This window comes from Microbacterium sp. SLBN-111 (assembly GCF_049739645.1).
GTDB lineage: Bacteria > Actinomycetota > Actinomycetes > Actinomycetales > Microbacteriaceae > Microbacterium.
The window spans coordinates 1,442,820-1,455,738 of sequence record NZ_JBMGQH010000001.1; the positions used below are offsets into that span (position 1 = coordinate 1,442,820).

The window sequence follows — 12,919 nt, forward strand, 5'->3', positions numbered from 1 at the left end:
TTCCGCCGCTGTCTCGTCAGTGAGATGCTGTCTCGCGAGCAAAGGACACACCGTGACCGAGCAGACTTTCGTCCTCCCCGACGTCGGTGAAGGACTCACCGAGGCCGAGATCGTCCAGTGGCGCGTCGCCCCGGGCGACACCGTCGCCGTGAACGACGTGATCGTCGAGATCGAGACGGCGAAGTCGCTCGTCGAGTTGCCGTCGCCGTTCGCGGGCACGGTCGGCGAGTTGCTGGCATCCGAGGGGGCGACGGTCGAGGTCGGCGCGCCGATCATCACGATCGGATCGGCGGATGCCACGCCCCCCGCGCCCGCGCAGCCGACCACGGTTCCCGAGCCCAGCGACCCGGGCGGAGCGGTGCTCGTCGGCTACGGCACCGGCGGCGCCGTGTCGTCGCGGCGGCGGAAGCCGGCGGAGCGTCCGGTCAAGGCCTCCGTGGGGGTCGTCGCGAAGCCCCCGATCCGCAAGCTCGCGCGCGACCTCGGCGTCGACCTCGCGGCCGTGACGCCGAGCGGCCCCGCCGGCGAGGTCACGCGGCAGGACGTCGTGAAGCACGCCGAGCAGGCGAGCGTCTTCCGCAACATCGAGACGCCCGAGTGGGGCACGGTGCGCGAGGAGACGATCCCGGTCGCCGCCCCCGCCGCACCCACGCCGGTCGACGACGCGCGCGAGGAGTCGATTCCGGTCCGCGGCGTCCGCAAGGCCACCGCGAACGCGATGACGTCGAGCGCGTACTCGGCCCCGCACGTCTCGGTGTGGGTCGACGTCGACGCATCGCGCACGATGGAGCTCGTCAAGCGACTCAAGGCGTCGCCGGACTTCGCCGACGTGAAGATCTCGCCGCTGCTCATCATGGCGCGCGCCGTGATCTGGGCCCTGCGCCGCACGCCGATGATCAACGCCACCTGGGTCGACGGCGACGACGGCGCGCAGATCCGCATGCGCCACTACGTCAACCTCGGTATCGCCGCGGCGACCCCGCGCGGCCTGCTGGTACCGAACATCAAGGACGCGCAGGCGATGAACACCCGCGAGCTCGCCAAGGCGCTCGAGAGCCTCACCCTGACCGCGCGCGAGGGCAAGACGAGCCCCGCCGATCAGGCCGGCGGCACGTTCACGATCACGAACATCGGCGTTTTCGGAGTGGATGCCGGCACCCCGATCATCAACCCCGGCGAGGCCGGCATCATCGCCCTCGGCGCGATCCGGCAGAAGCCGTGGGTCGTCGACGGCGAGGTGCGCCCCCGCTGGGTGACCACGGTCTCGGGCTCGTTCGATCACCGCGTGGTCGACGGCGACGGCATCTCGCGGTTCATCGCGGATGTGGCATCCGTTCTGGAAGAGCCGGCGCTGCTGCTCGACTGATGCGATCCGCAGACGACGCCCGGGCTTCGACGACCCAGCGCGTCGAGAACGCCGCGGTCGCCGTCGCGATCCTGGTCGCGGTCATCGTCGCGGGTGGGCCGTGGTGGTTGTTGTTCGCGCTGTTCCTCGTGTTCGATCTCTCGGCGGTGGGATATCTGCGCGGCCCGCGTCTCGGAGCGCTCACCTACAACCTCGTCCACAGCTACGTCGGACCGGCGCTCATCGCCGTCGCGTACCTCGTCCTTGCGGCGACGGGTACGTCGCTGACGTGGCTGCTGCTCGTGGGAGCCTGCTGGGCATTCCACGTCGGCGTGGATCGTGCGGTCGGGTACGGCCTCAAGCTGCAGGACGCGTCGCACACGCACCTCGGTCCGATCGGCCCCGCGAAGCGCGCGGAGCGTTCGCCGGGGGCGTGAGGAGCGGTCGAGAGGCGGCTCCGGATGGGCATTGCCAGGGTTCTGCCAGGGTTCCCCGCGATCGCTGCCAGGGCGCGGATCGCGTCGAGTGGACGGCGCCGCAGATCGGCATCCCTCCGGATTCTCACCCATCCGATTCCGGGTCCTCTTCGGATGACCCATCGTGCGGCGGAAGCGCCGTATACGGAAACGGAAAGGGAAACCTGATGCGTACGTACAACACGAAGACCCGAATCGGCATGATCGCTGCGGCCGGCACCGGAGCTGCGGCTCTCGCCGTCGCCGGACTCGCGCTGCCGGCCTCGGCCGACGACAACGTGACCTCGACGGATGCCACGACCACTGCGACCCAGTTCGTGGATGCGTCCGACCCGTTCTACACGTGGGTCAGTGGCCTCATCGAGAGCGGCGACTTCGCGGCCAACCCGCAGACCGCGGTGAGCGACATCGCGAACATCGGCCCGCTCGTGCAGGGCCCGCTCGTCAGCGACTCGCTCAACGGCGACGTGGCCTCGGGCAACCAGACCCCGGTGGTCTCGGGCAACGACACGACCGCGCCGATCGGCTCGGGCAACGACACCACGGCGCCGATCGGTTCGGGCAACGACCTCGGCTCGGGCAACGAACTGACCGCTCCGGTCGACGCTCCCGTGGGCTCGGGCAACGACACGGGCGTCTCCACCGGTGACGCCGGCGTCTCGACGGGCGACAACGGCGCCTCGGTCGGCGACATCTCCGGCTCCGTGAACGACGTGGTCGGCGGCGTCACGTCCGGTGTGGACGACGTGGTCGACGGCGCGCTCGACCTCGGCGGCATCCTGCGCTGATCCGCAGCGTTTCCGGCGGCGTCACCCTCCGGGGTGGCGCCGCTGTCGTGTGCGCACCGATCAGGCCTCTTCGGCCACGGGCCGCAGGGAGGCGCGCTCGTGGAACTCCAGGGCGAGCGTCTGCACCCGTTCGTCCTCGCCCAGGCCGCCGTCGAGCTCGGCGAGGAGCATCCGGCCGGTGAGCATCCCGGCCTCGCGCGGCCGCAGATCCACGGCGGCGATGGGCGGAAGCACGACGGGCATCGCGGCGCTGTCGACGTGCGACACGAGCTGGACCCGATCGGGGACGGCGACGCCGAGGTCGTGGAGGGCGGTGAGCACTCCGACGGCGACGCCGTCGACCGCGCAGACGATGGCATCCACGTCGTCGTTCGTCGAGAGCACGCGGGCGATGAGGGTGTGGATGCCGGCGGCGGGCGGGACCTCGGCGAGCGTGATCACCTCGAGCCGGACGGATGCGTCACGTGCCCAGGTCGACGCGCCCGCGCGGGCCGCGTCGACCCAGGACTGTGCGATGTCGGGGGCGAGGAGGACGATCGATGTCGCGCCCCCGCGGCGGAGGCGGTCGAGCGAGTCCCGCATCGCCGCGGCCTGGTCGGTGACGACGGAGCCGGTGGGTGCTGGCATCCCCTCTGGCACGACCTCGGAGGTGATCACGGGCTTGCCGGACTCGAGGATCGCCCGGGCGAGCGGGTCGCCGGCGACGACGTCGGACATCACGAATCCGTCGACGTGCAGGCGGTCCACGCTGTCGGGGCGCAGGCTGTGCGGGATGAGCGAAAGCGACACCTCGTCCTCGCCGAGGGCTTCGGAGAGGCCGAACGTGAAGTTCATGTAGTAGTCCATGAACCTCACCTGCGGCGGGAGCCAGAGGCCGACGGATCCCGCCCGTGATCGGCGGAAGTTGCTGGCCGCGGTGTTCGGCGCGAACGACAGCGTCGCGGCCGCCTCGCGGACGCGCGTGCGTGTGGCCTCCGAGACGCGGCCACGGCCGGCGAGCGCGCGGGATGCCGTGCCCAGGGAGACCTGGGCCAGATCGGCCACCTGCTGCAGGGTCGCGCGCTGTTTCATTCGGCCCCTCTCTTCCGGTCGAGTTTACGGAGAGGTTTCGGTGAGCGAACAATCAATGCGCAATCGATTGCGCATTTCCGAATTCTGCTTCATGCTCTCCTTAAACCAGACCGCCTCGACGATGAGGCGGGTCCCCAACCCGAGAGGCCCGACTGTGACCGAGCAGCTCCTCCGTACCACCGACCACCCCCGGACCGACGGGCTGCGTCCCGCGGCCCTCGGGACGTGGGGCGTGGTCTTCCTCGTCGTCTCGGCCGCCGCGCCGCTCAGCGTGCTCGCCGGTATCGGTCCGCTCGCCGTGCTGATCGGTGGTCCCTCGGCGCCGCTCGTCTATGCGATCGCCGGCGCCGTGCTCGCGATCTTCGCGGTCGGGTTCCTGTTCACGGCCCGCCACCTCAAGCCCATGGGCGGCTTCTACACCTACGTCACGGCCGGTCTCGGACGGGTCGCGGGGCTCAGCGCGGGGCTGCTCGCCTGGGTCTCGTACAACCTGCTGCAGATCGGGCTGTGGGGCCTGTTCGGCGTGATGGCGCACGGGATGCTCGCCGCGGTCTTCGGCCTCGACGTGCCGTGGTGGGCCGCGTCGCTCGTCGGGGTCGTGCTCGTGTTCGGGCTCGCGGCGCTCGGCGTCGACGTGGGGGCGAAGGTGCTCGGTGTGCTGCTCGTGCTCGAGACGGTGATGCTCGTCATCCTGGCCGGCTCGATCGTGCTCCAGCGCGGCGCCCAGTTCGACCTCGGCACCCTCGCCCCCGAGAACGTCTTCACCCCGAACATGCTGGCGATCCTCGGCTTCGGCTTCGCCGCCTTCATGGGGTTCGAGTCCACGGTGCTCTACCGCGCCGAGGCGCGGTCGCCCGAGCGGACGATCCCGCGCGCCACCTACATCGCCGTCGCGTTCCTCGCGATCTTCTACGCCGCGACCCTCTGGATCGTCATCCAGGCGTTCGGCAGCGCCGATGTCGCCGGGGTCATCGCCGCCGACCCGTCCTCCTTCTTCTTCGTCGCCACGGGTCAGTACGTCGGCCCGTGGGGAGTGACGGTGATGTTCGTCCTGATCGTGACGAGCATCTTCGCCGGGCAGCTCGCCTTCCACAACGCGATCAACCGCTACAGCTTCGCGCTCTCGCGCGATGGCATCCTTCCGTCCTTCTTCTCGCGGACGAACCGCCGCGGGGCGCCGTGGCTGGCGGGACTCCTGCAGTCGATCCTCGGCGCTGTCGTCGTGGCGGGCTTCGCGATCGCCGGGCTCGACCCGCTCACGAAGCTGGTCATCCTGGTGAACTCCCCGGGCGTCTACGGCGTGATCGCCCTGCAGCTGCTCGCCTCGATCGCCGTCGTCGCGTTCATCGTCCGCAACCGCACTCTGCCGCGGCGCTGGTACGTGCTCCCGGCGGCGATCCTGTCGATCGTCCTGATGGCGGTGCTGTTCGTCGTCCTCGTGCTCACGGTCGACTACCTGACCAGTGCGGGGCCCGTGATCGACGCGCTCATCCTCGCGGTCACGCCCACGGTGCTCGCCATCGGGGTCGTGCTCGCGCTGGTGCTGCGCAGCCGCGGGTCCGAGCGTTTCGACGCCATCGGCGGCAACGTCCGCACGTCGGCGCAGGAGATCATCCGATGACGGCCGACCTCGTGGTGTTCGGAGGCCGCGTCGTCACGATGGTCGACGACGACACCGCCCCGCGGGGCGTGGCGATCGTGGGCGACCGCGTCCTCGACTACGGCTCGCGCGAGCGGCTGGACCGCTGGATCGGTCCGACGACCCGCGTGATCGATGTCGGCGACGGCACGATCCTCCCCGGGTTCGTCGACTGCCACATCCACCCGGTGTTCGGCATCGGGCTGACCCGCGGGGCGGATCTGACCGGATGCCGCTCCCTCGACGCCCTGCGAGAGGCCCTGGAGGTCGAACGCGCACGCCTCGATGACGACGCCTGGCTGCTCGGGTGGGGGCTGCAGCCCGCCGCCTTCGAAGGAGGCGAGGTGGTGAACGACATCCTCGACGAAGTCGCCGGCGACCGCCCGGCGTTCCTCCGCTATTTCGACGCCCACGGCGCGCTCGCCTCGACGTCGGCGCTGCAGCGCGCCGGCGTCCGCGGCGACGAGACCTTCTCCGACTCGTCGCGGGTGGTCGTCGACGGGACCGGACGGCTCACCGGCGCGCTGCTGGAAGCGCAGGCGATCGCGCTCGTCGAGGGGGCGATTCCGCCCCTGGACTTCGCGGAGCGGGCCGAGCGGCTATACGAGATCCTCTTCCACATGGCCGAGGCGGGCTTCACGTCCGGTCAGGTGCAGGATCTCGCTCCGGATGCCATCGCCCTCCTCGAGGCGATCGAGGCGGAGCGCGACCTCCCGATCCGGCTGCGGATGTCGCCGTGGTTCGAGCCTGGCACCGACCTCGCCGACGTCGGCCGGCTCATCGACCTGCAGGGTCGGAGCGGCCGCAACTGGACCGTCCGGGGCGTGAAGACCATGATCGACGGCACCATCGACAACGGCACCGCGTGGCTGCACCGCCCCGACGCCTTCGGCGAGTCGACCTCGTCGCTCTGGCTCCGGCCCGACGAGTACCCCGTCGCCCTCGCCGCGCTCGACGCGGCCGGCGTCCCGACGACGACCCACGCGATCGGCGACGCGGGCGTCGCGTTCGTCGCCCGCGCGATCGCCGCGGTGCCTGAGCGGAACGCGACGCACCGCGTCGAGCACATCGAGGTCCTCACCGACGACGTGCTCGAGGTCTTCCGTGCCGGCGGCGTGACGGCGAGCATGCAGCCGACCCACTGCACGCACTTCCTGCGGTCGGATCAGACCGACAACTGGTCGGTGCGGCTCGGCCCCGAGCGCACCGCCCTCGCCTTCCGGACGCGGGACATCGTGGATGCCGGGGTGCCCCTCGCCCTCGGATCGGATTGGCCGGTCGCCCCCAGTGACGCCCCCGGGATCCTCGCCGACGCCCAGTTGCGACGACGGCACGACGATCCGGACGCGGGTCCGGTCGGCGCGGACCAAGGACTCACCCAGATCGAGGCGCTGCGCGGCTTCACGACCGACGCCTACCGGACGATCGGCGAGGAGGGCGGAACGCTCGAGGTCGGCGCGCTCGCGGACCTCACCGTCCTGAGCGTCGACCCGCTCACCGCCGACCCCGCCGCGCTCGGGGCGGCGGAGGTGCTCCTCACCGTCGTCGGCGGGCGGGTCGTCGTCGGCGCGGCACGGGAGTCGATGCCGTCGTCGGCCGGGGTCGGCTGAGGCAGGCCGGGGTCGCCGCGCGCCCAGAAGCCTATGCATCCTCGAGTCGAGAGTTCTTGGCCTCTCATGCAAAGAACGGCAGATACCGCGCGTGTCGTCGCGACGCGCCCGCTCGCGGGTCCAACTTCAGGAGGTTTGCTTCCACGGCCGCCGATATGGCCTGAGACACGACGGCCGCTCTCGAGTCGGGGAGGCCGAAGCGAGCGCGGAGGGACGAGTTCGTCAGGCTGTCGCTTCCTGCATACCGGACTGAGGCGTGGAGGAACGCAGCCCAGACCCGTTCATCCAGATTCATCTCGTCGAAGCGTCGTTCCTTGTGTAGGACGATGGTGGTCGAGCTGTCGCCGGCGTAGAAGTCTGGAGCTGGGCGAAGAGGTTCTCAATCGCGAGGAGGGCCCGGTCGACGCCGCTACCGCGGATCTCACAGATCCGAGCGAGTCGAAGGATCTCGGCGAGTTCAGGGTTGCGCGCACGCGTGTCGTCGACGAATCTCTTGACGTCGATCAGCGGGCGTCCTGGGTTGCGGATCTCAATTCGATCCTCGAACAGTTCTATGGTGATCTGCACACCCCGCTCATCGAGGTCCTGGTGCACGAGGGCATTCGCGATGAACTCGCGCAGCGCCGTGCCTGGGTAGATGGGTTCGACTCTGCGACGGCCGTCCGCAATCACCTCGACCACGGGCACGTGGGCTCTGACGAGATCCAACAGCTCCTCGAAACAGATTCCGTAGCCGCGGGATTCGAGGTGTTCGAAGACAGCGTGGACTCTGTCTGTACCCGCGTACCTGATGAGTCGGACACGCCGCCACTCCATGCCGAGCGCAGCCAGGTCCCGCGCAATGAAAAGCGCTCCCGTTGCGGTGATCGCGTAGAACCCGGAGTTCTGATCGCGGCGAACGAGGTTCTTCGACTCCAAGATGCTCAGGGATGACTCCGGATCTGTGGGCTGGGGTAGGTCCAAGAGCTCGAAGTACTTCTCTACGTGGAGGAGGGCGTGGACGTCAGCGGCGGAAAGGTGGTCGCGAACGGCCGCAGTTCCGGGCCTCTCGCGCAACTCGTCGAAGATCTCGCCGAGCTGGTGCGCGGTCATGTCGACAAGGCTCTCGCCCACGCGGAGGTAGTAACGCCCGTCGAAGGCCACGGGCGTCCCACGGCGGCGTGGCGGTATCTGCAGGACGAGGACGCGCTTGCCGTCGTAGGTGAGCTCACGCACGACGACGGACAGGGAGAGCTTCTCATGCACTCGCAACTCAAGGCCGCGCGGATCCGGGAACGCAGCGGTGCCATGCACGACGCGATCATTCGTTACGCCGAGGACGAGGTATCCGCCGCCACTGTTGGCTATCCCCGCGCAGTAGGAGAGCGCCTTGTCGGTCCCGAAGCTGTACTCGGCCTTCTTGTATTCGAGGTCACGGCGTTCGTCCTGGTCCAGGAAACCGTCCAGGTATCGCTCATCGTCAGATCGGTCAGGCACGTCGACTCCGTGTTCGCTTAAATAAGAGATCCCGCGCCGTGCAAGGCATCGCGGGCATGACACGTGTATATCGTCTACGTCACTTAAACAGGGGCGCGCCTGTGGATAACTCGGCCCACTGTGTCGGAGTCGATTCCCCAGTGCTTGCGCGGGAGGACGGCCCGTTGAGTGGCCAGGGGTGAATTACACCCGTGTAGTTATCCACAGGTCACACAGGGGTGGACGACAACGTAGCGTGCTTTCACTGATGGCATCCGCTTGTGGACAACTCTGATGATCAGTTGCGACTCGCGACCGTCGACGTCTGGCCTTCCTCGCCGTCGGGGCCGCGCGGCGTTGCTCACTCCGGAAGAGCCGGATGCCGCTCGCTCGGGGCCTGCCGCGCCGGGATGAGCAGCGCGAGAACGAGAGCGACGATCGCCGCGCCCAGACCGAGCGCGAACGACACGTCGAAGGCCTCGGCGGTGGGTACGCGGGTCTCGCCCTCGCCCGTCGACAGGGTCGCGAGCACCACGCCGACGACGGCGGCCGACGTGCTCGTCCCGAGGGACCGCGCGAGGGCGTTCAGGCCGTTCGAGGCGCCGGTCTCGCTGGGTGGGACCGAGCGCATGATGAGCATCGGCATCGCCGCGTAGCCGAACCCGATGCCGAAGCCGATGAGGATGTTCGCCACGACGAAGTGCCACACCTCGGTCGAAAAAAGCAGGCTGAACCCGTAGGCGAGGATCAGCGACACCGAGCCGGCGACTAGCAGCACGCGGGGGCCGATCGTGCGGGCGAGCGCGCCCGAGAGAGGCGAGAGCACCATCATCACGAGGCCCGAGGGCATGACGACGAGACTCGCGGCGAGCAGCGACAGCCCGAGGCCCACGCCCGTGGCGGTGGCCAGCTCGAGGATCTGCGGGTGCGAGACGTTCGAGGTGAACAGCGCGAAGCCCATCGCGACCGACGCGAGGTTGGTGAGCAGCACCGGCCGCCGGGCCGCGACCCGCAGATCGAGCAGCGGCTCGTCGATGCGGAGTTCGTACCAGCCCCACACGAGCAGGATCAGGATGCCACCGGCGGCCAGGCCGAGGGTGAGCGGCGACGTCCACCCCCACGAGTTGCCGCGCGAGACCGCGAGCAGCACGCCGATCAGACCGATGGCGAGTCCCGCCGCGCCGACGTAGTCGAAGCGACCGGCGGTGCGGAGCACGCTCACCGGGACGATCGCGAGGATCAGCACGAAGACGACGGCGCCCAAAGCCGCGGCGATCCAGAACAGCCAGTGCCAGTCGGTGGTCTCGGCGACCAGGGCGCTGATGGGAAGGCCGATCGCGCCGCCGACGCCGAGGGTGGCGCTCATGAGGGCGACCGCGCTGTCGACCCGGTTCTCGTGGAGCACGTCGCGCATGATCGAGATGCCGAGGGGAACGACGCCGACCACCGCGCCCTGCAGGGCGCGACCCACGATCAACCCGATGATCCCGGGGGAGAGGGCGGCGATCACGGACCCGGCGATCATCACGGCGAGCAGAGCCAGCACGATGCGGCGTTTGCCGTACATGTCGCCGAGGCGTCCCGCGATCGGCGTGATGACCGCGGCGGCGAGCAGCGTCGAGGTGACCACCCACGCGGTGTCATCCCTCGAGGCGTTCAGGAGCTCGGGCAGCTTCGCCTGGATGGGCACGACGAGCGTGAACATGAAGGACGAGCACAGCCCCGCGATGGCGAGGACGGCGACGACGGCGCCGTTCGGGGTGCTCCGGGACAGTCTTCTTCGCGCGTTCTCGTCCCGTGACATCGCTCCCAGGCTATCCGTCTCCCGTGCGGGTGGCGCCGCCGATTTGAGAACGGTTATCACTACCGTTTACAGTGGATGCCATGACCCGACGCCTTCTCGCCCCCCTCGTTCTCGGCGCGGCCTCCGTGCTCGCCCTCGCCGGTTGCGCCGGCGGCACGCCCGCAGCCAGCGGCTCGACCGACGCCGACGGAAAGGTCACGGTCGTGGCATCCACTGACGTGTACGGCTCGATCGCGGAAGCCGTCGGTGGGGACGTCGTGGACGTGACGTCGATCATCACGTCGCCGACGCAGGACCCCCACGAGTACGAGGCGAGCGCGCAGGACCAGCTCACGCTGAAGGGCGCCCAGCTCGTGATCGAGAACGGCGCCGGGTACGACGGCTTCATGGAGTCGCTCATCGACGCGAGCGGCACATCCGCCGACGTACTGACGGCGGTCGAGTACAACCACGACTACCCGGGCGCCGAGTCGCACGACGACGCGAGCGCGTCGCCCAGCGCGGACGACACCGACCACGGCCACGAACACGTCGAGGGCTTCAACGAGCACGTCTGGTACGACCCGGACACGGTCGACGACCTCGCGAAGGCCATCGCCGAGCACCTCGGGAAGCTCGCCCCCGACCACGCGGCCGACTTCAGCGCCAACGCCGACGCGTTCGTGCAGAAGGTCGCGGGCCTCAAGGACTCGCTCGGGCAGATCGAGGCGAAGGATGCCGGCGCGAAGGTGTTCGTGACCGAGCCCGTGCCCGTATACCTCATCGAGGCCGCCGGCCTGGTGAACGCGACGCCGAACGAGTTCAGCGAGTCCGTGGAGGAGGGCCAGGACGTGCCGCCCGCGACCCTGCTGGAGTCGCTGCAGCTGCTCGACTCGGGCCAGATCAAGGTCATGATCGTGAACCCGCAGACCGCCGGCGCCGAGACCACGCAGGTCACCGACGAGGCCAAGGCGAAGAACATTCCGGTGCTCGAGTTCACCGAGACGCTCCCCGAGGGCCAGACTTACCTCTCGTGGATGCAGAGCAACATCACCGCGCTGTCGAACGCGCTGGCGGCGTGACCGACGCCGCACCCCTGCGCATCCGCGGAGCCGCACTCGAACGCGGCGGACGCGAGCTGTGGTCCGGGCTCGACCTCGAGGTCGAGCCCGGCGAGCTCGTCGCGGTGCTGGGCCCGAGCGGGTCGGGCAAGACGACGCTGCTGCGGGCGATCCTCGGTCTCGAGCGGCTGAGCGACGGCACGATCGAGGCGCTCGGCGCCCCGGTGCGGCGCGCCGGCAACCGCCGCATCGGCTACGTGCCGCAGCAGCGGCCGCTGCCCCGCGAGACCCCGCTGCGCGGGCGCGATATCGTCGGGCTCGGCGTCGACGGACACCGGTTCGGGCTGCCGTTCTCGCGCCGCAAGGACCGCGCCCGCATCGACGGGCTGCTCGCGGAGGTCGGCGCGACCGCGTTCGCCGACCGCCCGGTCGGGCTGCTCTCCGGCGGGGAGCAGCAGCGGCTCCGGGTGGGGCAGGCGCTCGCCGACGACCCCCGGCTGCTGCTGTGCGACGAGCCGCTGACGAGCCTCGACCTCGCGAACCAGCAGGCGGTCGTGCGGCTCATCGACCGGCACCGCCGCGAGCGGGACGCCGCCGTGCTGCTCGTCACGCACGACATCAACCCGGTGCTCGCGCACGTGAACCGGATCCTCTACATCGCGCACGGCCGCTTCACGCTCGGAACCCCCGACGAGGTGCTCACGTCCGAGACGCTGAGCGGCCTGTACGGCGCTCCGGTGTTCGTGACCCGTGCGGGCGGGCGCCTGGTCGTCGTCGGTGCGCCCGACGCCGACGAGAGCCACCACCACCACGACGAGGACGACGCATGAACTGGGCGGACGTGGGCGATGCGCTCTTCGGCGGCGTGAGCCAGTACGGCGCGATCCTCGACCTCGTGCAGAACTCCGTCTACGCGGGCGCCGTGCTCGGGCTCGTGGGCGGACTCATCGGCGTGTTCGTGATGCAGCGCGACATGGCGTTCGCGGTGCACGGCATCAGCGAGCTGTCGTTCGCGGGCGCCGCGGTCGCGCTGCTCATCGGGGCCGACGTCGTCTCGGGGTCCATCGTCGGGTCGCTCATCGCGGCCGCGATCATCGGGCTGCTCGGGGCGCGCGCCCGCGATCGCAACTCGATCATCGGCGTGCTCATGCCGTTCGGTCTGGGTGTCGGCATCCTGTGCCTGTCCCTCTACAACGGGCGCAGCGCCACCCGGTTCAGCCTGCTGACGGGGCAGATCGTGTCGGTGCAGAGCGGGCAGCTCGGCTGGCTCGTGGTGATCGGCCTCATCGTGCTCATGGGGCTGCTGATGATCTGGCGCCCCTTGCGCTTCGACTCCCTCGACCCGCAGTCCGCCGCGGCGCGCGGCGTCCCCACGACCGCGGTGTCGCTGGGCTTCATGCTGCTGCTCGGGCTCATCGTGGCCGTCGCGGTGCACATCATCGGCGCGCTGCTCGTGATGGCGCTGCTCGTCACCCCGGCCGCGGCGGCGATGCGGGTGGCATCCGGTCCGCTGTCGGTGCCGCTGCTCGCGGCGCTGTTCGGCTTCGTGTCGGCGGTGGGCGGCGTGCTCCTGGCCGTCGCCGGGACGCTGCCGGTGAGCCCCTACATCACCACGATCTCGTTCGTGATCTACCTCGTCTGCCGCTTCGTCGGCGCGCGCCGCGACCGGACGACCCGCGCGCTGTAGCCGC

11 protein-coding genes are annotated in these 12,919 nt (G+C 69.9%); 8 read left to right on the forward strand and 3 right to left on the reverse strand.

Annotation, left to right across the window (positions count from 1 at the left end; all coding sequences use genetic code 11):
- Positions 1 to 52: 52 nt before the first annotated feature.
- From RKD05_RS06770 to RKD05_RS06780, 3 genes are all read left to right on the forward strand, one after another.
- Positions 53 to 1,366 carry a dihydrolipoamide acetyltransferase family protein gene (locus RKD05_RS06770; protein WP_424708910.1) on the forward strand — a complete coding sequence of 438 codons (1,314 nt, stop codon included), beginning with the start codon at positions 53 to 55 and terminating at the stop codon, positions 1,364 to 1,366.
- The gene (locus RKD05_RS06775; protein WP_424708912.1) at positions 1,366 to 1,782 is read left to right on the forward strand and encodes a DUF4260 domain-containing protein; all 417 of its coding nucleotides are present in this window, start codon (positions 1,366 to 1,368) and stop codon (positions 1,780 to 1,782) included. Before RKD05_RS06770 ends, RKD05_RS06775 begins: the two co-directional genes overlap by 1 nt.
- 206 nt (positions 1,783 to 1,988) lie before the next feature.
- A complete protein-coding gene (locus tag RKD05_RS06780; protein WP_424708914.1) occupies positions 1,989 to 2,609 on the forward strand; it encodes a hypothetical protein in 621 nt (206 codons plus the stop codon).
- A gap of 60 nt (positions 2,610 to 2,669) precedes the next feature.
- Here the strand turns inward: RKD05_RS06780 and RKD05_RS06785 are convergent, their stop codons facing one another.
- Positions 2,670 to 3,680: a LacI family DNA-binding transcriptional regulator gene (locus RKD05_RS06785; protein WP_424708916.1), complete on the reverse strand. Its 1,011-nt coding sequence runs from the start codon at positions 3,678 to 3,680 to the stop codon at positions 2,670 to 2,672.
- A 154-nt stretch (positions 3,681 to 3,834) separates the two neighbouring features.
- Between RKD05_RS06785 and RKD05_RS06790 the strand changes: the two genes are divergently transcribed.
- Together RKD05_RS06790 and RKD05_RS06795 are read left to right on the forward strand one after the other, a co-directional pair.
- Entirely contained in the window at positions 3,835 to 5,301 is a 1,467-nt protein-coding gene (locus RKD05_RS06790; protein WP_424708918.1) for an APC family permease, read from the forward strand.
- Positions 5,298 to 6,929: an amidohydrolase gene (locus tag RKD05_RS06795; RefSeq protein WP_424708919.1), complete on the forward strand. Its 1,632-nt coding sequence runs from the start codon at positions 5,298 to 5,300 to the stop codon at positions 6,927 to 6,929. The genes RKD05_RS06790 and RKD05_RS06795 overlap by 4 nt, the downstream gene beginning before the upstream one ends.
- A 291-nt stretch (positions 6,930 to 7,220) precedes the next feature.
- On the opposite strand, the gene RKD05_RS06800 is transcribed toward RKD05_RS06795, so the two are convergent.
- Together RKD05_RS06800 and RKD05_RS06805 are read right to left on the reverse strand one after the other, a co-directional pair.
- Positions 7,221 to 8,405, reverse strand: coding sequence for an ATP-binding protein (locus RKD05_RS06800; protein ID WP_424708920.1), 1,185 nt, complete (start codon positions 8,403 to 8,405; stop codon positions 7,221 to 7,223).
- A 340-nt stretch (positions 8,406 to 8,745) separates the two neighbouring features.
- The gene (locus RKD05_RS06805; protein ID WP_424708922.1) at positions 8,746 to 10,188 is read right to left on the reverse strand and encodes an MFS transporter; all 1,443 of its coding nucleotides are present in this window, start codon (positions 10,186 to 10,188) and stop codon (positions 8,746 to 8,748) included.
- A gap of 80 nt (positions 10,189 to 10,268) precedes the next feature.
- Here RKD05_RS06805 and RKD05_RS06810 point away from each other — a divergent pair, with 80 nt between their 5' ends.
- From RKD05_RS06810 to RKD05_RS06820, 3 genes are read left to right on the forward strand one after another with little or no spacing between them, the layout of a single operon-like run.
- Positions 10,269 to 11,249: a metal ABC transporter solute-binding protein, Zn/Mn family gene (locus tag RKD05_RS06810; protein WP_424708923.1), complete on the forward strand. Its 981-nt coding sequence runs from the start codon at positions 10,269 to 10,271 to the stop codon at positions 11,247 to 11,249.
- Positions 11,246 to 12,058: a metal ABC transporter ATP-binding protein gene (locus tag RKD05_RS06815; protein ID WP_424708925.1), complete on the forward strand. Its 813-nt coding sequence runs from the start codon at positions 11,246 to 11,248 to the stop codon at positions 12,056 to 12,058. Before RKD05_RS06810 ends, RKD05_RS06815 begins: the two co-directional genes overlap by 4 nt.
- Positions 12,055 to 12,915, forward strand: coding sequence for a metal ABC transporter permease (locus RKD05_RS06820; RefSeq protein WP_424708927.1), 861 nt, complete (start codon positions 12,055 to 12,057; stop codon positions 12,913 to 12,915). The genes RKD05_RS06815 and RKD05_RS06820 overlap by 4 nt, the downstream gene beginning before the upstream one ends.
- Positions 12,916 to 12,919: the final 4 nt, after the last annotated feature.